Origin of the sequence: Methylibium sp. (genome assembly GCF_031393925.1) — a bacterium.
Classification (GTDB): Bacteria; Pseudomonadota; Gammaproteobacteria; order Burkholderiales; family Burkholderiaceae_C; genus Methylibium.
Genome location: NZ_JANMWL010000156.1, coordinates 1 through 17,300 on the forward strand (window position 1 = coordinate 1; position 17,300 = coordinate 17,300).

The following is a 17,300-nucleotide window of genomic DNA, read 5'->3' on the forward strand; positions in this document are numbered from 1 at the left end:
ACTGGCGGAGAGAGCGGGATTCGAACCCGCGGTGGGCTGTTAACCCACACACGCTTTCCAGGCGTGCGACTTAAACCGCTCATCCATCTCTCCGAAGGCGCAGATTGTAACGACGCGCCGGCATGAAAAAAGGCGCCTCTCGGCGCCCTCCGCTCAGCGCAAAACCCGATCAGTTCAGCGGCACCTTCTTGCCGTCCTTGTAGACGTACAGCGTCATCGCCGGGTTCTTCAGCTCGCCGTCCTTTTCGAAACCGACATTGGCCGTGACGCCCTTGTAGGCGGTTTCAAACAACTTGGCCGCGTAGACCTTGGGGTCGGTCGAATTGGCGCGCTTCATGGCGTCGACGAGCACCATCGTGGCGTCGTACACATAGGGCGAATAGATCTCGAACTGTCCGGGGAACTTGGCGTCGTACCTGGCTCTCCAGGCCTTTCCGCTGGGCATTTTCTCGAGCGAGGCGCCGCCTTCGGCACACACCACGTTGCCCAATGTCTTGGCACTGGCTGCCAGCTCGGGCAGCTTGGCGGTGCAGATGCCGTCGCCTCCGAAGAACTTCACGTTTGACAGGCCGAGCTGCTCCATCTGCCGCAGCATCGGGCCCGCCTGCGGTGCCATGCCACCATAGAACACGCCGTCGGGCCCCTTGGATTTGATGGCCGTCAGGATGGACATGAAGTCGGTCGCCTTGTCGGTCGTGGCCTGCTCGTCAACGATCTGAATACCACGCGCTGCGGCGGTCTTCTTGAACACCTCCGCGACACCCCGCCCGTAGGCAGTGCGGTCGTCGATGATCGCGACCTTCTTGAGCTTGAGGTTGTTGGCCGCATGCAGTGCCAGCCCAGCGCCGAGCGCGTCGTCGTTGGCAAGCAATCGGAACACGCCTTTGACGCCCGGCTGCTGGGTCAGCGACGGGTTGGTCGCCGAGGGCGTGATCATCGGGATGCCGCAGTTGCTGTAGATCGCCGAGGCAGGAATGGTGGTGCCGGAGTTCAAATGCCCGATCACGCCGTTGACCTTGGCATCACACAGCTTCTGCGCCACCGCAGTGCCCTGTTTAGGGTCGGCCGCGTCGTCTTCGGCCAGCAGTTCGAATTTAATCTTCTTGCCACCGATCGTGATGCCTTGCGCGTTGAGATCCTCGATCGCCATGCGGGCACCGTTCTCGTTGTCCTTGCCCTGGTTGGCTTGCGAGCCGGACACCGGCGCGACGTGGCCGATCTTCACCACCTGCATGTCTTGGGCCGAGGCACCGGCGGCCATGAGCACGGCCGCCGCAGCGACGATCACATTGAATTTGAGTGGCATGGAAAAACCTTCAAAGGGCAATTGATAAGGAGAAGGCGCATGACCTTCGATGGGTGAAACCATACTCCAGATCGGCGCCGTTCCCGACGCAAACGAGCCCCGGAAAAACACTGTCAGCGCGCGCGGCGAGGCAACGACGCCCTGCCCGCTCAACGCTGGCGTCGACGCTCGATTTCCTGTGCCACGGCACGCGCCACCAGCTCGCGCAGGACCACGGCGAGCTGTTCACGGCTGTCATGCAGCAGCGCATCGGTGAGGCGCGCAAGCGTCGGCGTCAGCATTTCGCGAAGGCGCTGCTCGAGCGTGAGGTCGATGTGGCGCTGGACGTCGGCCAGCACGCGCGCTGCGAGCTGCTCGGCCATCAGCGACTCGTCGGCGGGGTTCGAGGGCGCCCGCACCGTCAGGGGCGGTACGCCCGCAGCGGTTGCTTCGATCACAACGGTGTGGCCGACGCCCACGCCGACGGGGGCGGGCACCGAAGGCTGGCCTTCATCGGCGTCGACGATCTCCGTGAGCGTGGGCACCTGCCGCGGCGGCGGCCGACCTCCGGACTCGTTCATGGCAGCCCGAGCGGCGCGTTGCATCGACAGTGGCTCACGTGCGCACCTCGTGTTGCTCGATCGCGTAACCGCGGCTCTCGTACTGGCGCCAACGGCGTCGTCCGGCCTCGCGCTCGTCGGCACCGCTGCCGACGATTTCGAACAAGCGCTCGAAGCTCTCGAAGCCACTCGCCACGTCGCACCCCAGATTGACGAGCACCTCGTGATGCGGCGCATCGGCGGTGCGGTCCAACAGCCAGATCGGCGTGATCGCCAGCCGTGACGGAACCGGCTGGTCCGCGCGCAGCCTTGCGTGTGCAACGAAGGCGAGCGGCTCGAAAGCCCACAGCGTCTCGTCAAGACGGGCCAGTTGCTCCTGCGGGGCTATCACCGCCACGCGCGAGCCTCGCTGCTGCGCCTTGAGCAGCAGCCGACAGGCATAAGCCAGCGGATCGGTCGCGCCATGGTGGAAGTTGATCTCGGTCATGAAAGCGCGTTGCCCGGAAGCGGATGTCGCTCGTCGTCAACGCGCGCGAGCCAGGATGAAGTGCGTCAGCAGGCCGACTGGCCGACCGGTCGCACCCTTGGCAGCGCCCGACTTCCAGGCCGTGCCGGCGATGTCGAGATGCGCCCAGCGGAACTTGGCCGTGAACTTCTTGAGGAACATCGCTGCGGTGATGGCGCCGCCGGCACGCCCGCCGACGTTGCCCATGTCGGCAAAGTTGCTCTTCAAGGCTTCTTCGTATTCGTCGTCGAGCGGCATCCGCCAGGCCGGGTCGAGCGCCGCCCCGCCCGCTGCGAGCAGTGCCTCGGCGAGCGCGTCGTCGGCGCTGAACAGCCCGCTGCGGTGATGGCCGAGCGCGATCACGCACGCCCCTGTCAGGGTGGCGACGTCCACCACCACCGCCGGCTTGAAGCGCTCGGCGTAGGTCAGTGCGTCGCACAGGATCAAGCGACCCTCGGCGTCGGTGTTGAGCACCTCGATGGTCTGCCCCGACATCGACGTCACGACGTCGCCCGGCTTGACCGCGCGGCCGCTGGGCATGTTCTCGCAGCTCGGGATGATGCCGATCACGTTGAGCTTGGGCCGCAACTCGCCCAGAGCACGGAAGGTACCCAGCACGCTCGCGGCTCCACCCATGTCGAACTTCATTTCGTCCATGTCGCCGGCAGGCTTGATCGAGATGCCGCCGGTATCGAACGTGATGCCCTTGCCGACCAGCACCACGGGCGGACTTGCCTTGGCTGCGCCTTCGTGGCGCATGACGATGAACTTGAGCGGCTCGTCCGAGCCCTGCGCCACGGCTAGAAAAGACCCCATGCCGAGCTTTTCGCAGTCCTTGCGATCGAGCACCTCGACCTTGAAGCCGTATGCCTTGCCGAGCCGCTTGGCCTCGGCGGCCAGGTTGCTCGGCGTGTAATGGTTGGCCGGACGGTTGGCGCATTCACGTGCCAGGGTCACGCCAGCGGTGATCGCTTCGCCGCGCTTGAGGCCCCGCTGCACCGCTTGGGCCGAGGCCTTGTCGGTCAACAAAGTGACGCGGTCGAGCACCGGTGCGGCGGCGGCACTGGGCTTGGTGTGGCGGTAGACGTAGACGGCGTCGGTCACCGCGGCCACCAGTGCCTCGGCATGCGCCTCCTCGAGCGCAGCCGACGCTGCAACGGCCAAGTGTTTGACGCCCAGCGACTTGAGCTGCGCGAGTCCGGCGACGAGCGCCACCTTGAATGCCTTGGCGCCGTCGTCCGCCGCGACCGAGAACACCAGACGTGCCGCCTTCATGCCGACGGGGCGATGAACGTAGAGCGTGCGGCCCGCCTTCAAGGCAAGATCACCACTGTTGATCGCCTCGCTGAGCACCGCCTGCAACGAGGCGTCGAGCGCTTGCCTGTCGGGGTCTGTGGCAACGACGACGAGCAATGCATCGGCGACCGTACCGCAGAGCTTGTCGGGCGTAGTGATCAGCGAACGAAAGTTCATAATGCGTTCCGGTTTTCCATCCAAAGATGTTATTCGATTCCACTCTGCGCAGAGACCTCGCCAGGAGCTTCGGCGCGACCCTGATCGTGATCATGACCATCATGATCACGATGTCCCTGATCCGCACACTCGGGCAGGCGGCGGGCGGCTCGGTGGCGGCACACGACGTCGCGCTGCTGCTCGGCTACATCGCGCTGGAGAACCTGCCGACGATGCTGAGCCTGTCGCTGTTCATCGCCGTGGTCGCGACGCTCACGCGCATGTACCGCGACAGCGAAATGGTGATCTGGTTCGCCAGCGGCGTGGGCCTCACACGCCTGGTCTCACCGGTGCTGCGACTGGCCTGGCCGCTGTTACTGCTGGTGGCGCTGCTGGCCCTGTTCGTCTGGCCCTGGGGTAACCGTCAGATCGCCGAGTTGAAAGATCGCTACGAGCGCCGCTCGGACGCCTCACGCGTGGCGCCCGGGCAGTTCCAGAGTTCGGCCGATGGCACGCGCGTGTTCTTCATCGACCGCGAGACCGGCCAAGACAGCGTGGCGCGCAACGTCTTCGTGCTCGAACGACGCGACAACGCTGAAAGCGTGACCTCGGCGCGCAGCGGGCGCATCGAGGTCGAGGGTGACCAGCGTTACGTCATTCTCGAGCGCGGCCAGCGCAGCGATCTCGACCTGGCCAGCGGAGCCAAGAAACTGGCCGAGTTCGACAGCTACCGCGTGCTGGCCGGCGAGGTTGCCGCCAGCGGTGAGGATCGCTTGCCACCCAAGGCCCGCAGCACCTGGCAATTGCTCACGCAGCCCAACAACCGCCACCTCGGCGAGCTGACCTGGCGGCTCGGCCTCGCCGTCGGCGGCATCAATCTCGTGCTGCTCGGCATCGGGCTGTCGGCCGGCAACCCGCGGCGCGGCGGCAATTGGAACCTGCTGCTGGCGCTGCTCGCCTTCGTTGTCTATTACAACCTTCTTAACCTGAGCCAGACATGGGTTGCAAGCGCGCAGCTCGGGGTTGGGCCCACGCTCCTGATGGTCCATGGCGGTACTTTCGTGATCGCGCTCCTGCTGATCTGGTGGCGCGAGCGGGGCAGCGTGGTCTTGCCGAGGCGGCGACGCCCTGCGGCAGCCTGAGTCGACGCGCATGCGCACCGTGCGACGCTTGCTCTATGCCGACGTGCTGGGGGCGGTCGCGTTCGTCGCCACCGCGTTCCTGGCCTTGTTCTTCTTCATCGATTTCGTCGAAGAGATGGGCGACGTCGGTCAAGGCGCCTACCGCGCGCGCCACGCCGCGCTCTACTGCCTGCTCGAGCTGCCGGGGCACTTCTACGAACTGTTTCCGATTGCCGTGCTTATCGGCACCATCTACGCCATGGCGCGCCTGGCGCAATCGTCGGAGTTCACCATCCTGCGCACTGGCGGGCTCGGCCCCGGGCGAGCGCTGTGGTTGCTAGCCCTGCTGGGCCTGGCGTTCGGCGCCCTGACCTTTGTCGTGGGCGACTATGTCGGGCCGTACTTCGATGCCAAGGCGCAGGCGTTGCGATCGTCCTTGCGCGGCGACGCTGCGGGCAACAGCGGCAACGGCGCCTGGCTGCGCGACCGTCGCATCGCCGGCCCCGACGAACAGCCGGCTGGCGAGCGGACCGACTCGGTCAACATCGGCAACGTCGGCGCCGACGGGCGGCTCGACAACGTTCGCATCTACGAGTTCGGCACCAACGGCGAACTGCTCGCGCGCATCTCCGCACGCAGCGCCCAGGTGCATGAGGGTTCATGGCTTCTGCAGGACGTGCAGCTCACGCGCTGGCGTGCCGGCGAAGGCCACGCGCTCCCGCCAGACGAGCGCCTGACCGCGTTGACGTGGCCAACGCAGTTGTCGCCTGCCGTCGTGGACGCCGCCGTGTCCCCTCTGCAGAGCATGTCCACCGTCGACCTGTACCGCTACCAAAGCCACTTGGCGCAGAACGAACAGGCCGTGCAGCGCCAGCAGATCCAATTTTGGAAGAAGGCGCTGTACCCCCTGGCCTGCCTCGTGATGGTGGGGCTGGCGCTGCCCTTCGCCTACCTGCACGCGCGCTCCGGCGGTGTCAGCGTCAAGGTATTCGGCGGCATCCTGCTGGGCATCAGTTTCGTGCTGCTCAACAACGTCTCCACGCACCTGGGGCTACTTCGAGACTGGACGCCCTGGATCGCGGCCGCGGCGCCGAGCACGTTCTATCTGCTGCTGTCGATGGCCGCTTTCAGCTGGCTGGTGCGGTTTCGATGACGGCGACACACACGCCCCGCGGCATCGTGCTGCTTGCGCACGGCGCGCGCGATCCACTGTGGGCCCGGCCTTTCGAGGCCGTGCTCGTGCATTTGCGCACGCTCTCGCCGGACACCCCGATCGAACTGGCCTTCCTGGAGTTCATGACGCCGGGTCTGCTGGAGGCCGGCGCGCGCCTGGCCGGGTGCGGCGAGGTGGTCGTGGTGCCGCTCTTCCTCGGCGCGGGGGGGCATGTGCGCAAGGACATCCCCGCGCTGGTCGCACAGCTCGAAGCGGCGCATCCGACCATCACGTTTCGACTGTCGACCGCCGTGGGCGAGCACCCGACACTCGTCGCCGCGTTGGCCACGGTGGCGCTCGACCTCACGAGAACCTCATGAACCTGCATCAGTTCCGCTTTGTCCAGGAGGCGACGCGCCGCAACCTCAACCTGACCGAGACCGCCAAGGCACTGCACACCTCACAGCCCGGCATCTCCAAGGCGATCCTCGAGCTCGAGGGAGAGCTCGGCATCGACATCTTTGCGCGCCACGGCAAGCGCTTGAAGCGCATCACCGAGCCGGGGCAACAGGTGCTGGCGGCCATCGAAATCATCATGCGTGAGGTCAACAACTTAAAGCGCATCGGCGAAGAATTCAGCCAACAGGACGCGGGCACTTTGTCGATCGCCACGACGCACACGCAGGCGCGTTACGTGCTACCGGGCCCGGTGGCTGCAATGCGCAAACGCCACCCCAAGGTCGCCATCAGCCTGCACCAGGGCACGCCCTCGCAGGTGGCGCAGATGCTGATCGACGAGACCGCCGAAGTCGGTTTGGCGACGGAGTCGCTGAGCGAATTCGACTCGCTCGTCACGCTGCCCTGCTACGAGTGGCAGCACGTGATCGTGTTGCCGATCGGCCACCCGCTGGCGGCGCAGGAGCGGCTGACACTCGAGCAGTTGGTGCAAGAGCCGCTCATCTCGTATCACCCCTCTTTCACCGGCCGAACGCGCATCGACCAGGCGTTTGCCGCGCGGGGCTTGCATCCGACGGTGGTGCTGGAGGCAATCGACTCCGACGTCATCAAGACCTATGTAAAGCTCGGCCTGGGCCTGGGCATCGTGGCCGAGATGGCCGTGCGCGACGATCCGTCATGCGCACCCGGTGGCGAGCTGGTCGTGCGGCCTGCCGGACAGCTGTTCGGCACCAACGTTGCGCGCCTGGCGTTCAAGCGCGGCGCCTACCTGCGCAACTTCGTCTACGGTTTCGCAGAGCTGGTGTCGAGCCGACTGACGCGCGCACTCATCATCAAGGCGATGGCGGGCGACGCCGAGAGCTACGAGCTGTGACGACATGACCGGACTGGCCCGCACGCCCGTCGCACCGAGCCGCCTGCCGCGCGTTGGCACCACCATCTTCACCACGATGTCGGCGCTCGCCCAGCAGCATGGCGCGGTCAACCTCGGCCAGGGCTTCCCCGACTTCGCGTGCGACCCGCGGCTCATCGACGCCGTCACGCACGCCATGCAGGCCGGCCACAACCAGTACCCGCCCATGGCCGGCGTGGCGGTGCTGCGCGAGGCGGTCGCGAGCAAGATCGAAGCACTCTGCGGCCACCGCTACGACCCGGGCAACGAGATCACCATCACCGCTGGCGCGACGCAGGCGATCCTGACCGCCATCCTCGCACTCGTGCATCCTGGCGACGAGGTCATCGTGCTCGAGCCCTGCTACGACAGTTACGAGCCCAACATCCAACTGGCCGGTGGCAAGGTGGTGCGGGTGCCACTCGAGTCGGGGAGTTTTCGGCCGAACTTCAAGGCCATTGAAAACGCGCTGACGCCGCGCACGCGGGCCATGCTCGTCAACACGCCGCACAACCCGAGTGCCGCCGTGTGGAGCGAGGTCGACATGCATCGCCTGGCCTCGCTCCTGCGGCCCACCGATGTGATCGTGATTGCCGACGAGGTCTACGAACACATGGTCTACGACGGCGCGGTGCATCAGAGCGTGGCGCGCCACCCGGAACTGGCGGCTCGCAGCGTGCTGATCTCGAGCTTCGGCAAGAGTTTCCACGTGACCGGCTGGAAGGTCGGCTACACCGCGGCCCCAGCGGCGTTGAGCGCCGAGTTCCGCAAGGTGCATCAGTTCAACGTGTTCACGGTCAACACGCCGATGCAGCATGCGATCGCCCGCTACCTGACCGACCCCGGGCCCTACCGCGACCTGCCGGCGTTCTACCAAGCCAAACGCGATCGCTTCCGCAGCGGCCTTGCTGCCACTGCGCTGCGCCCGCTACCCTGCGCGGGCAGCTACTTCCAGTGCGTGGACTATTCGGCCCTGGGCGAACACCGCAACCGAGACGAAGCTTCGTTTTGTCGCTGGCTCACTGCCGAGGTCGGCGTCGCGGCGATTCCGCTGTCGGCGTTCTACGCGCAGGGGCTCGAGCAGCGCCTGGTGCGCTTTTGCTTTGCCAAGCTCGATGCGACCCTCGACACCGCATTGCAAAGGCTGCAGCGCCTTGCCGGCTAACTAGCCCTGGTTGGGCTCGCTGCGCTTGCGGTCCCGGGTGCTCAAGAGCGGCAGCGCGCCGTGCTCGGTAGGACCGGGGTCGAAGTCGTCGAGCGGCAGATCCACCTCGAGCGACTTTTGGACCGAAGGTTGTGCGGTCAGCGGCGTGGTCGCCAGTAGGCGCTCGAACACGCCACCGTGAGTCTTGCCGTCGAGCGCACCCTCGCCATCGGCGAGTGGGAGCATCAGGTCGATCGTGGTGTCGCTTTCGGCTTCCGATCGATCGCGTGCCACTGAATAAAGCAGCATCAGTTCGCGATAAGCCGGTAAATCGAAGCTTTGCGCATCGGCGTCGTCGGCGTGGCCGCCGTCGGCACGCAGCAGCGTCGCCTCGAGGACCTCTAGCGCGCGCTGGGGCATGAACCAGAGCCCTTCGAGGCGCTCGATGACGGCGGGGTACTCCTCCAGCGAACGACCGGCCTGCAGATCCGTTTCCCACGCCGGTGCGTAAGCGTTAAAGCGCGTGTTGAAGCGTTCGCGCAGACGCGCGTATTCCTCGCGATCGCCCAATCGTTTGTGAATCTCGAGCAGCTTGAGGTAGGGCAAGGGACTGCTGCCGGCGGTGCTGCGCAGATGGCCCATGAGCAGTTCAATGGCGGCCGCATCCTGGCCGAGAACAACGAAGAACTCCGCTTGCTGCTCCAGGTCGATTAGCTCTTCGACGGAAACTTCGCGTCGTTGCGCGGCGCTGAGCGGCTGCACGCCGCCCAGGGGTACCGACCCGGAAACCGGCGAATCGCTGGGCAACGCGGTGGGGCCCTTGGTGAGCGAGCGTGTCTCGTCGAAGCCGTCCACGGGACTCGGCTTGCTGACCCAAGCCTTGAGCGTGGGCACTGGCGCAGACACCGAAGTTTCAGGCTGGCCGACCGAAGATTCGGCGGACGCGGAAGTCGCCGCAGCATGCGCGAGCCAGGCATGCGCCTCACGCTCTTGATTGCGTTGACGCCACAACCACAGAACGGCGCCCATCAACAGCGCAAGCAACGCCAGCAGGGCATACACCAGCGGGTTGCTGAAGCGACCGTCCTCGGCGCGCTGCAGACGGGACTGCAAGCCCTGGATCGACTGCTGCGCACTGGCCGTATCACTGCGCAACTTGCCTACCGCGGCCTCGAGCTCGACCACGCGCGCACGCGCAGCAGCGTCGGACGCTGCGCTGATAGCGGCCGCACTGGCTGCTTGCTCGGCAACGGCGGCGCTGGGGGTTGTCGGCGCCGGGGGTGGCGCCGCGACAGCGGGCGCCGCGGCTCCCGCTTCGAGCGGCGCGAGCTTGAGCCTCGCGCTGCTTGCTTGCGCCACGCGACGCGCCGGCCGCGATGCACGGATCTCTGGTCGGACGATGGCGGCAGGAGTCGGTGTGATGGCGCTCGATGGTCTGCGGGCCAGCGCAGCACTGCGACGCGGCGCTGCCGGTGCACTGGCGCGAACCTGCGGCGCGCGCACTTGTTCGGCAGCAGGCTCGCTGGAGACAGCCGGTGCGGCCGGGGCCGTGACTGCGGCGGCGGCTTCCTCGGTCGCGGGCGCATCGGCGGGCGTGTCGGCAAGAGCGACGACCGGCGGATCGGCGAACAGCACGAAGCGACGCGTCACCTTGGACGTGCATCCGACGCTGACTTCCACCGTGACCAACGGCTCGTCGACGCGGGTGGTGGTGGTCAAGCGCAAGACGCGCTCGGTGGCCGAAGGAAGCGCCGGGTCAAGTCGCAAGGACGTGGTGCCGGGTTGCTGCAGGCTGTCGGCAAAATGCACTTCGCCGAGGAGGCATTCGGAACCGATGGCTTCGCCCGGATCCAGATGCAAGGCAATTGCGAGCTGCAGGGGTTGGCCCAGCACCGCACTCGTTGGCAGACGCCCGAATCCGATCGCCGATGTTGCGTCGACGGCCGCTCCCAGAATCAGGCTCAATGCCAGTGTTCTTGACTTGAGATTCATGTCTCTTTGTTGTCCCCAGCCTAATCACTCTAGCATGGAGTAAATGGATATTTCCCTGCAACGGGCCTGCTGTCGTGCGTTTGGCGCAGGCTGCAATCCTCAGTCCGTGCGGAATGCACTGCTGGCTCCGCAGGCGCGGCGCCGTGCGACGCAACCGCCGCACCAGCGACTCCAGCGCGCAGCCTCGTCGCTCGCGTGACAGACAGCGATCAAGTGCTGGCTGAAGCTCGTCATCTGCCTGGAAGCCTGCCAAGGCGCGTCGCCGACGCTGGCGAGCGTGAAGGCACTTATGAACTCGTCGCCACGGCGACCGCGCGCGAACAACCGAACGGTGAACGAATGCTTTGTGTCGAACATCAACTCAAGCCAAGATTGGCGACGGGGCCCACGCCTTTGTGCAAAAACGTGCGCCGTGTTTTCGCTGACAGGGCCACCGGCAAGGCTCGATATGAGTGAGCGGCCGACGCGCCGACGCCTCTACCTCATGCGCCACGGCTCGGTCGATTACTTCCTGCCCAATGGCACCCCGCTGCCTGCGGACAGCGTGGCGCTCAACGCCGAAGGCGAGCGCCAGGCCGATGCGGCCGGGGCCTTGTTTGCTCAGTGCGCTGTGCGCTTCGATCGCGTCCTCGTGAGCGGGCTGCCGCGCACCGTGCAGACCGCCGAGCGCGTGCTTGCCGCGAGCGCCCAATCACTCGATGTGGAACAGGAGCCGGCGTTGCGAGAAATCCGCGGCGGCCGACTCGCGGACATTCCACCCGGTCAAATCGAAGCCGCATTCCTCGGCGCATTTCGCGGTGCCCCCGTCGCGGAGGCGCAGCGCTTCCTCGGCGGCGAATCGATCGGCGAATTGCTCGACCGGGCGCTGCCCGCTTTCGAGCGCTGGCGCCAGCGCGACGACTGGCAGTGCCTGTTGATGGTGTTGCACGGAGGTGTGAACCGCGCGCTGCTGTCCACCGCGCTGGCCGGACAACGCGCCTTCTTCGGCCGCCTCGAGCAGCTGCCGGCGTGCATCAACGTGCTCGAGCTCGGTGATGGCGACGAAGTCGTGGTGCGCGCGATCAACCTTGCGCCGACGCAATGGCTCCAAGAACGCGAGCGCTACACGACGATGGAAAAGCTGCTCGCTCAGTACTTGCGGCCGGTCTGAAACCACCGCTGCGTCCCGCAGACGCGGCTTGCGCTGGGCGAGGCGGCGCATCGCGCCAAGCGGGTATCAATGAACGCTCAGTCGCGATAACCGGGGTCGATCCGGTCGAGCCGGCGCAGCAGCCCCGGCCATGTCAGGCTGCCGGCGCCCTGCCCCAGGGTCACCTGCAGCGCCTGTTGCTGCGCGGTCGCGATGACGTGCGGTGCCACGCGCGTCAACGCGCCGCCGCCGGACTGTGCTCGGACCTGGATCGCGCACGCGGCCTCGAAAAGATACATCGCCACCACCGCATCGGCCACCGTCGCCCCGACCGTGAGCAGGCCATGGTTACGCAGCATCAGGTACTGCTTGCTGCCGAGGTCGGACACCAAGCGCGGCTTCTCGTCGTCGCGCAGCGCGAGACCCTCGTAGTCGTGGTAGGCCAGGCTCGCCAGCACGAAAATCGATTGCTGCGAGATCGGCAGCACACCCTCTTGCTGTGCCGACACCGCCACGCCGTTGAGCGTGTGCGTGTGCAGCACGCAGGCGGCGTCGTGCCGCGCCGCATGGATGGCGCCGTGGATCGTGAACCCCGCCGGATTGACCAGGAACGGCGTGTCGTCGAGCTGCTTTCCGTCGCGGTCGACCTTGACCAGGCTGGACGCCGTGATCTCGTCGAACATCAGGCCGTAGGGATTGATCAGGAACTGGTTGTCGGTGCCCGGAACGCGCGCGGACACGTGCGTGAAGACCAAGTCGTCCCACTGAAAATGAGCCACCAGCCGATAGGCCGCAGCGAGATCGATGCGGGCTTGCCATTCCGCCGCACTGACCGCATGCCGTCGACTGGTGATCTGCAAGGGTTCGGGAGCGTTCATCGGGGACTCCTTGGCTCGAAACGGACGTGGACAATAGGGCTGGAGCGGCTCGCCATGTTGTCACTTCAGCGACGCACCATGAATACCTCCGGTCTTACCCTCACCGAGCGACATCGCATCGACTCGGGTTCTTGGTTCTGCAAACTCTCCGGCGATCTGCGTGGTGCGATTCTCGAGCGCTCGGCCGTGCGGCGCGTCGACGATGGCGCGCTGCTGACCTCGCGCGGTGCGCCGGCCGACGAATGGTGCGGCGTCGCCAGGGGCGCCGTTCGAGTGAGTTCGGTGTCGCTTTCCGGAAAACAGATCACGCTGACCTATGTCGAGCCTGGCATTTGGTTTGGCGACACCGCGCTGTTCGACGGCCTGCCGCGCACGCACGACGCCAACGCACATGGTCAGACCACGCTGCTGGTGGTGCGCAAGCCCGACTTCCACGACCTGCTGGCCCGGCATGTGGAGCTGTACGAAGCGCTGCTGCGCTTGCAGTGCCGGCGCGTTCGTCTGCTCTACGACGTGGTCGAAGACCTGAACACGCGCCCGCTTGCTGCCCGGCTGGCCAAGCAGCTTTTGCTGCTTGCGCGCAGCTACGGCATCGCGCAGGGCGAGGAAATCCGCATCGGCTTGCAGCTGGTGCAGGAAGATCTGGCGCAGCTGCTCGGCGCGTCGCGCCAGCGCGTGAACCAGGAATTGAAAGGTTTCGAGCGCGATGGCGCGGTGCGCGTGGAGCCCGCGCGGCTGGTCGTGCTGTCTCGCGAGAAACTGCTCGAAATCGCCGCGCGCTGACGCCGAGAATCGACCGAGCCTGCTCGCCCGCCGCACCTGATAATCAAGACTCGCCCTGTCAAAACCATGGATCACAACACCGGCACCAAGCCCGTCACCGCCCAGCACGCCTTTGACATCGGGGCGCTGCAGGCCTACCTCACACAGCACCTCGACGGCTTCGTCGGGCCTGTGACGGTCGAGCAGTTCAAAGGCGGGCAATCGAATCCGACCTACAAGCTGGTGACGCCGTCTCGCAGCTACGTGATGCGCAGCAAGCCCGCTCCGGTTGCCAAGCTGCTGCCCTCGGCGCATGCCATCGAGCGCGAGTTCACCGTGATGCGAGCGCTGGCCGGCAGTGAGGTACCGGTGGCGCGCATGCATGTGCTGTGCGAGGACGAAGCGGTCATCGGCCGCGCCTTCTACGTCATGGAATTCGTGCAGGGCCGCGTGCTCTGGAGCCAGGCGCTGCCTGACATGAGCCGCAGCGAGCGCGCGGCGATCTATGACGAAATGAACCGCGTGATCGCTGCCCTGCACCGCGTCGATTTCACCGCTTGCGGGCTCGGCGGATTTGGCAAGCCGGGCAACTATTTCGAGCGCCAGATCGGGCGTTGGAGCCGGCAGTATCAGGCGTCGATCACCGAACCGATCGACGCCATGGACCGGCTCATCGACTGGTTGCCGGCGCACATCCCACCCGGCGCGCTAGACGCCTCGCAGACCAGCATCGTCCACGGCGACTACCGCCTGGACAACCTGATCTTCCATCCCACCGAGCCGCGCATCCTGGCCGTGCTGGACTGGGAGTTGTCGACGCTCGGACATCCGCTGGCGGACTTCAGCTACCACTGCATGAGCTGGCACATTCCACCCGGCAGCTTTCGCGGCATCGGCGGGCTCGATCTCGACGCGCTGGGCATTCCGAGCGAAGCCGATTACATCCGCCGCTATTGCGAGCGCACCGGGCGCGAAAGTACCGACGCGCTGGCGGCTGACTGGAATTTCTATCTCGCCTACAACCTGTTTCGCCTGGCCGGCATACTTCAAGGCATCGCCAAGCGGGTGGTCGACGGCACCGCGGCAAGCGAACAGGCACTCCAGGCCGGGGCCGGCGCCAGACCGCTGGCCGAAATGGGCTGGGACATTGCCCAGCGCATGCGTTAACCAAGGATCGACGCCATGGACTTCGACTATTCCCCGCGCACCAAGGACCTGCAGGCGCGCCTTGTCGCTTTCATGGCGCGTCACGTCTACCCGAGCGAGAGCGCCTACTGGGCCGAGATCGAGGCCCACACCAAGGCCGGCAAGCGCTGGACACCGCTCGATCTCATCGAGGGCCTCAAGGTCAAGGCTCGCGGCGAAGGGCTCTGGAACCTGTTCCTGCCGGCAAGCGCCGACGGCACGCACGACACATCGGGTCACTACGGCGCGGGCCTCACGAACCAGGAGTACGCGCCACTGGCCGAGATCATGGGCCGCGTGCCCTGGGCCAGCGAGGTGTTCAACTGCTCTGCGCCCGACACCGGCAACATGGAGACGATCGTGCGTTACGGCACGGCAGAGCACAGGCAGCGCTGGCTCGAGCCCCTGCTGCGCGGCGAGATCCGCAGCGCCTTTGCGATGACCGAGCCCGACGTGGCCTCGTCCGACGCGACCAACATCGCATCGAGCGTCCGCCGCGATGGCGACGACTACGTCATCAATGGCCGCAAGTGGTGGATCTCGGGCGCTGGCGATCCGCGTTGCTCCATCTACATTTTCATGGGCAAGACCGACTCCGACGCGCCACGCCACAGCCAGCAGTCGATGATTCTCGTGCCCAGCAACACGCCCGGCATCAAGGTACTGCGTCCCTTGTCGGTGTTCGGGTACGACGACGCGCCGCACGGCCATTGCGAGATCGATTTCGACAACGTGCGCGTGCCAGCCAGCAACCTGTTGCTCGGCGAAGGCCGCGGTTTCGAGATTGCGCAGGGCCGACTCGGCCCCGGGCGCATTCATCACTGCATGCGCCTCGTCGGCCTGGCCGAGCGCGCGCTCGAACTGATGTGCAAGCGCAGTTCCGCGCGCGTCGCCTTCGGCCGACCGGTGGCCGATCAGGGCGTGACGCGCGAGCGCATCGCCGAAGCACGCTGCAAGATCGACATGGCGCGCCTGTTAACGCTCAAGGCAGCCTGGATGATGGACGTGGCGGGCAACAAGGCCGCCAAGGCGGAAATCGCGATGATCAAAGTGGTCGCTCCGAGCATGGCCTGCCAGGTGATCGACTGGGCGATGCAGGCGCACGGCGCCGGCGGCATGTGCGAGGATTTTCCCCTCGCCTACTTTTATGCAGCGGCACGGACCCTGCGCTTCGCCGACGGCCCTGACGAAGTACACCGCAATGCGATCGCTAAGCTCGAGCTTGGCAAGTACGCCGCCGCGTAAGGGCGTCGGTTCAGCGCGGGTGCTCGTCGGTCGAGTCGGGCGAAAAACTTGAAGGCAGATGGCTCTGCCACGCCGTCGACTGCGTGGTAGGCCATTGCGTCTGGCCGACCGCGCCTTCGGAGGCAGCCAGCGCGCTGCGCGCCGCCGCTTCGTAGAGTGCTAGAGCGCCGTCCAGCATGGCGCCATCGGGTTGCAGCGACTCGATGCGCAGATAGAGGCGACCCCTGAGCGTCATCAGCACCATTGGCTCGTCGTCGGCCAGCCAAGTGCGCCCCGCGGCGTCAAGCTGAGCGATCACCTCGGGCGCGAGCCAGGCCGCCGCCGGTGCGGCCGGGCTCGCCACCGCCGTGAAGCGCGAGCGCACGGTCTTCATGCCAGCGAGTGTCAGCTTCGGAAACATCGCCAACCAGCGCATCTCCTCGGGCATGCCGGAGTCGATCCGCGTCTGCATGTCCTGGGTGAAGAGTGCGTAGGCCGCCTGCTCCAGTTCCTCCGCCAGCGCACGCGAGATCACCATCATCTGCACGTGTTGCGGCAGACCGAGATCCATGCGCAACCGCAATTCGCGCTCCAACAAGTAGGCGCGCTGCGGCGAACCCCATTCGAGCCGCCACGAAGTGCCGTGCATGACGCCCTCGACCACGACACCGTCGTCGGCAGGCACACGTTTGACGTGATGACCGCGCTCGCGGGCCCACGCTTGCAACGCCCGTGCGTCGGTGCCAGCAGCCTTGGCACCGCCGATCCAGCGTTTGAGCGTCTGCAGCATGGGTCTCCAGGGATCGAATAGAGTGACCGCAGGCAAGACCGAACAGGCGGCTGCCTCCATTTACCGAGGTTCACACGATGATCCAAGTGTATTCCTGGGCCACGCCGAACGGGCACAAGGTCCACATCATGCTCGAAGAGTGCGGCCTTCCTTACGTGGTCTTGCCCATCGACATTGGTGCCGGCGACCAGTTCGAGCCGCGGTTCCTGTCGATCAGTCCCAACAACAAGATTCCGGCGATCGTTGACCCTGACGGACCCGATGAGCAGCCGATTTCGCTGTTCGAATCGGGCGCGATCCTGCTGTACTTGGCCGGCAAGACCGGCCAGTTCATGCCCACCGGCGTGCGCGAGAAGTACGAGGTGTTGCAGTGGCTCATGTTTCAGATGGGCGGCGTTGGACCGATGCTCGGACAAGCCCACCACTTCCGCATCTACGCACCGCAGAAGATCGGTTACGCAATCGAGCGCTACACCAACGAAGCCAAGCGCCTCTACGGCGTGATGAACCGCCAGCTAGCAAGGTCGAAGTACATCGCTGGACCCCACTACAGCATTGCCGACATCGCAGTATTTCCGTGGCTGCGCTCCTGGAAGAACCAGGGCATCGACTGGAACGATTACCCGCACCTCAGGGGCTGGTTCGACGAGATCGAAAACCGCCCCGCAGTCAAGCGCGGCGTTGCCGTGCTGGCGGCCGAGCGCAAGCCGCTGGTGGACGACAAAGCGCGGCAGATGCTCTTCGGAGCGGAGCAATATCGCGCGCGTTAAAG

General features: G+C 65.9%; 18 protein-coding genes and 1 tRNA gene. 10 read left to right on the forward strand and 9 right to left on the reverse strand.

The window, feature by feature from the left end; all coding sequences use genetic code 11:
- Nucleotides 1-2 precede the first annotated feature (2 nt).
- The 5 genes from RMO12_RS08740 to RMO12_RS08760 all read right to left on the reverse strand — a co-directional run bounded on the left by RMO12_RS08740 (nt 3) and on the right by RMO12_RS08760 (nt 3,823).
- Nucleotides 3-93, reverse strand: a tRNA-Ser gene (locus RMO12_RS08740).
- Between the two features lie 76 nt (nt 94-169).
- Complete coding sequence (locus tag RMO12_RS08745; RefSeq protein WP_309638992.1) at nt 170-1,306, reverse strand: branched-chain amino acid ABC transporter substrate-binding protein; 1,137 nt, start codon at nt 1,304-1,306, stop codon at nt 170-172.
- A gap of 149 nt (nt 1,307-1,455) precedes the next feature.
- Complete coding sequence (locus RMO12_RS08750) at nt 1,456-1,866, reverse strand: hypothetical protein (protein ID WP_309638993.1); 411 nt, start codon at nt 1,864-1,866, stop codon at nt 1,456-1,458.
- A 34-nt stretch (nt 1,867-1,900) separates the two neighbouring features.
- Entirely contained in the window at nt 1,901-2,332 is a 432-nt protein-coding gene (locus RMO12_RS08755) for a DNA polymerase III subunit chi (protein ID WP_309626557.1), read from the reverse strand.
- 36 nt (nt 2,333-2,368) lie between these two features.
- Complete coding sequence (locus RMO12_RS08760; protein WP_309638994.1) at nt 2,369-3,823, reverse strand: leucyl aminopeptidase; 1,455 nt, start codon at nt 3,821-3,823, stop codon at nt 2,369-2,371.
- A 26-nt stretch (nt 3,824-3,849) separates the two neighbouring features.
- On the opposite strand from RMO12_RS08760, the gene lptF reads away from it, so the two are divergent.
- The 5 genes from lptF to RMO12_RS08785 are packed head-to-tail and all read left to right on the forward strand — an operon-like array spanning nt 3,850 to nt 8,589.
- Nucleotides 3,850-4,944, forward strand: coding sequence for an LPS export ABC transporter permease LptF (lptF, locus tag RMO12_RS08765; RefSeq protein WP_309638995.1), 1,095 nt, complete (start codon nt 3,850-3,852; stop codon nt 4,942-4,944).
- Nucleotides 4,945-4,954: 10 nt separating this feature from the next.
- Complete coding sequence (gene lptG, locus RMO12_RS08770) at nt 4,955-6,076, forward strand: LPS export ABC transporter permease LptG (protein ID WP_309638996.1); 1,122 nt, start codon at nt 4,955-4,957, stop codon at nt 6,074-6,076.
- The gene (locus RMO12_RS08775) at nt 6,073-6,456 is read left to right on the forward strand and encodes a CbiX/SirB N-terminal domain-containing protein (protein WP_309638997.1); all 384 of its coding nucleotides are present in this window, start codon (nt 6,073-6,075) and stop codon (nt 6,454-6,456) included. Before lptG ends, RMO12_RS08775 begins: the two co-directional genes overlap by 4 nt.
- Nucleotides 6,453-7,406, forward strand: coding sequence for a CysB family HTH-type transcriptional regulator (locus RMO12_RS08780; protein ID WP_309626552.1), 954 nt, complete (start codon nt 6,453-6,455; stop codon nt 7,404-7,406). The genes RMO12_RS08775 and RMO12_RS08780 overlap by 4 nt, the downstream gene beginning before the upstream one ends.
- Nucleotides 7,407-7,410: 4 nt before the next feature.
- Nucleotides 7,411-8,589 (forward strand): pyridoxal phosphate-dependent aminotransferase, encoded by a 1,179-nt coding sequence (locus RMO12_RS08785; protein WP_309638998.1) that lies wholly within the window; start codon nt 7,411-7,413, stop codon nt 8,587-8,589.
- On the opposite strand, the gene RMO12_RS08790 is transcribed toward RMO12_RS08785, so the two are convergent.
- Nucleotides 8,590-10,461: a hypothetical protein gene (locus RMO12_RS08790; RefSeq protein ID WP_309638999.1), complete on the reverse strand. Its 1,872-nt coding sequence runs from the start codon at nt 10,459-10,461 to the stop codon at nt 8,590-8,592.
- A gap of 198 nt (nt 10,462-10,659) precedes the next feature.
- Nucleotides 10,660-10,917 carry a hypothetical protein gene (locus tag RMO12_RS08795; RefSeq protein WP_309639000.1) on the reverse strand — a complete coding sequence of 86 codons (258 nt, stop codon included), beginning with the start codon at nt 10,915-10,917 and terminating at the stop codon, nt 10,660-10,662.
- 91 nt (nt 10,918-11,008) lie between these two features.
- Between RMO12_RS08795 and RMO12_RS08800 the strand changes: the two genes are divergently transcribed.
- Nucleotides 11,009-11,710 (forward strand): histidine phosphatase family protein, encoded by a 702-nt coding sequence (locus tag RMO12_RS08800; protein WP_309639001.1) that lies wholly within the window; start codon nt 11,009-11,011, stop codon nt 11,708-11,710.
- Between the two features lie 77 nt (nt 11,711-11,787).
- Here the strand turns inward: RMO12_RS08800 and RMO12_RS08805 are convergent, their stop codons facing one another.
- The gene (locus RMO12_RS08805; protein ID WP_309639002.1) at nt 11,788-12,567 is read right to left on the reverse strand and encodes a class II aldolase/adducin family protein; all 780 of its coding nucleotides are present in this window, start codon (nt 12,565-12,567) and stop codon (nt 11,788-11,790) included.
- 78 nt (nt 12,568-12,645) lie between these two features.
- Here RMO12_RS08805 and RMO12_RS08810 point away from each other — a divergent pair, with 78 nt between their 5' ends.
- From RMO12_RS08810 to RMO12_RS08820, 3 genes are all read left to right on the forward strand, one after another.
- Entirely contained in the window at nt 12,646-13,350 is a 705-nt protein-coding gene (locus RMO12_RS08810; protein WP_309639003.1) for a Crp/Fnr family transcriptional regulator, read from the forward strand.
- Nucleotides 13,351-13,416: 66 nt separating this feature from the next.
- Entirely contained in the window at nt 13,417-14,496 is a 1,080-nt protein-coding gene (locus RMO12_RS08815) for a phosphotransferase (protein ID WP_309625607.1), read from the forward strand.
- A gap of 15 nt (nt 14,497-14,511) precedes the next feature.
- Nucleotides 14,512-15,759, forward strand: a complete 1,248-nt coding sequence (locus RMO12_RS08820; RefSeq protein WP_309625606.1) for an acyl-CoA dehydrogenase family protein — start codon at nt 14,512-14,514, stop codon at nt 15,757-15,759.
- Between the two features lie 10 nt (nt 15,760-15,769).
- Here RMO12_RS08820 and RMO12_RS08825 read toward each other — a convergent pair whose 3' ends face one another.
- Nucleotides 15,770-16,528, reverse strand: coding sequence for a hypothetical protein (locus RMO12_RS08825; RefSeq protein ID WP_309639004.1), 759 nt, complete (start codon nt 16,526-16,528; stop codon nt 15,770-15,772).
- 77 nt (nt 16,529-16,605) lie between these two features.
- Here RMO12_RS08825 and RMO12_RS08830 point away from each other — a divergent pair, with 77 nt between their 5' ends.
- A complete protein-coding gene (locus RMO12_RS08830) occupies nt 16,606-17,298 on the forward strand; it encodes a glutathione S-transferase C-terminal domain-containing protein (RefSeq protein ID WP_309625604.1) in 693 nt (230 codons plus the stop codon).
- Nucleotides 17,299-17,300: the final 2 nt, after the last annotated feature.

Coding starts and splice junctions, on each gene's coding strand:
- RMO12_RS08745 (WP_309638992.1), bottom strand. CDS start 1,306: ATGCCACTCAAATTCAATGTGATCGTCGCTGCGGCGGCCGTGCTCATG.
- RMO12_RS08750 (WP_309638993.1), bottom strand. CDS start 1,866: ATGAACGAGTCCGGAGGTCGGCCGCCGCCGCGGCAGGTGCCCACGCTC.
- RMO12_RS08755 (WP_309626557.1), bottom strand. CDS start 2,332: ATGACCGAGATCAACTTCCACCATGGCGCGACCGATCCGCTGGCTTAT.
- RMO12_RS08760 (WP_309638994.1), bottom strand. CDS start 3,823: ATGAACTTTCGTTCGCTGATCACTACGCCCGACAAGCTCTGCGGTACG.
- lptF (WP_309638995.1), top strand. CDS start 3,850: ATGTTATTCGATTCCACTCTGCGCAGAGACCTCGCCAGGAGCTTCGGC.
- lptG (WP_309638996.1), top strand. CDS start 4,955: ATGCGCACCGTGCGACGCTTGCTCTATGCCGACGTGCTGGGGGCGGTC.
- RMO12_RS08775 (WP_309638997.1), top strand. CDS start 6,073: ATGACGGCGACACACACGCCCCGCGGCATCGTGCTGCTTGCGCACGGC.
- RMO12_RS08780 (WP_309626552.1), top strand. CDS start 6,453: ATGAACCTGCATCAGTTCCGCTTTGTCCAGGAGGCGACGCGCCGCAAC.
- RMO12_RS08785 (WP_309638998.1), top strand. CDS start 7,411: ATGACCGGACTGGCCCGCACGCCCGTCGCACCGAGCCGCCTGCCGCGC.
- RMO12_RS08795 (WP_309639000.1), bottom strand. CDS start 10,917: ATGTTCGACACAAAGCATTCGTTCACCGTTCGGTTGTTCGCGCGCGGT.
- RMO12_RS08800 (WP_309639001.1), top strand. CDS start 11,009: ATGAGTGAGCGGCCGACGCGCCGACGCCTCTACCTCATGCGCCACGGC.
- RMO12_RS08805 (WP_309639002.1), bottom strand. CDS start 12,567: ATGAACGCTCCCGAACCCTTGCAGATCACCAGTCGACGGCATGCGGTC.
- RMO12_RS08810 (WP_309639003.1), top strand. CDS start 12,646: ATGAATACCTCCGGTCTTACCCTCACCGAGCGACATCGCATCGACTCG.
- RMO12_RS08815 (WP_309625607.1), top strand. CDS start 13,417: ATGGATCACAACACCGGCACCAAGCCCGTCACCGCCCAGCACGCCTTT.
- RMO12_RS08820 (WP_309625606.1), top strand. CDS start 14,512: ATGGACTTCGACTATTCCCCGCGCACCAAGGACCTGCAGGCGCGCCTT.
- RMO12_RS08825 (WP_309639004.1), bottom strand. CDS start 16,528: ATGCTGCAGACGCTCAAACGCTGGATCGGCGGTGCCAAGGCTGCTGGC.
- RMO12_RS08830 (WP_309625604.1), top strand. CDS start 16,606: ATGATCCAAGTGTATTCCTGGGCCACGCCGAACGGGCACAAGGTCCAC.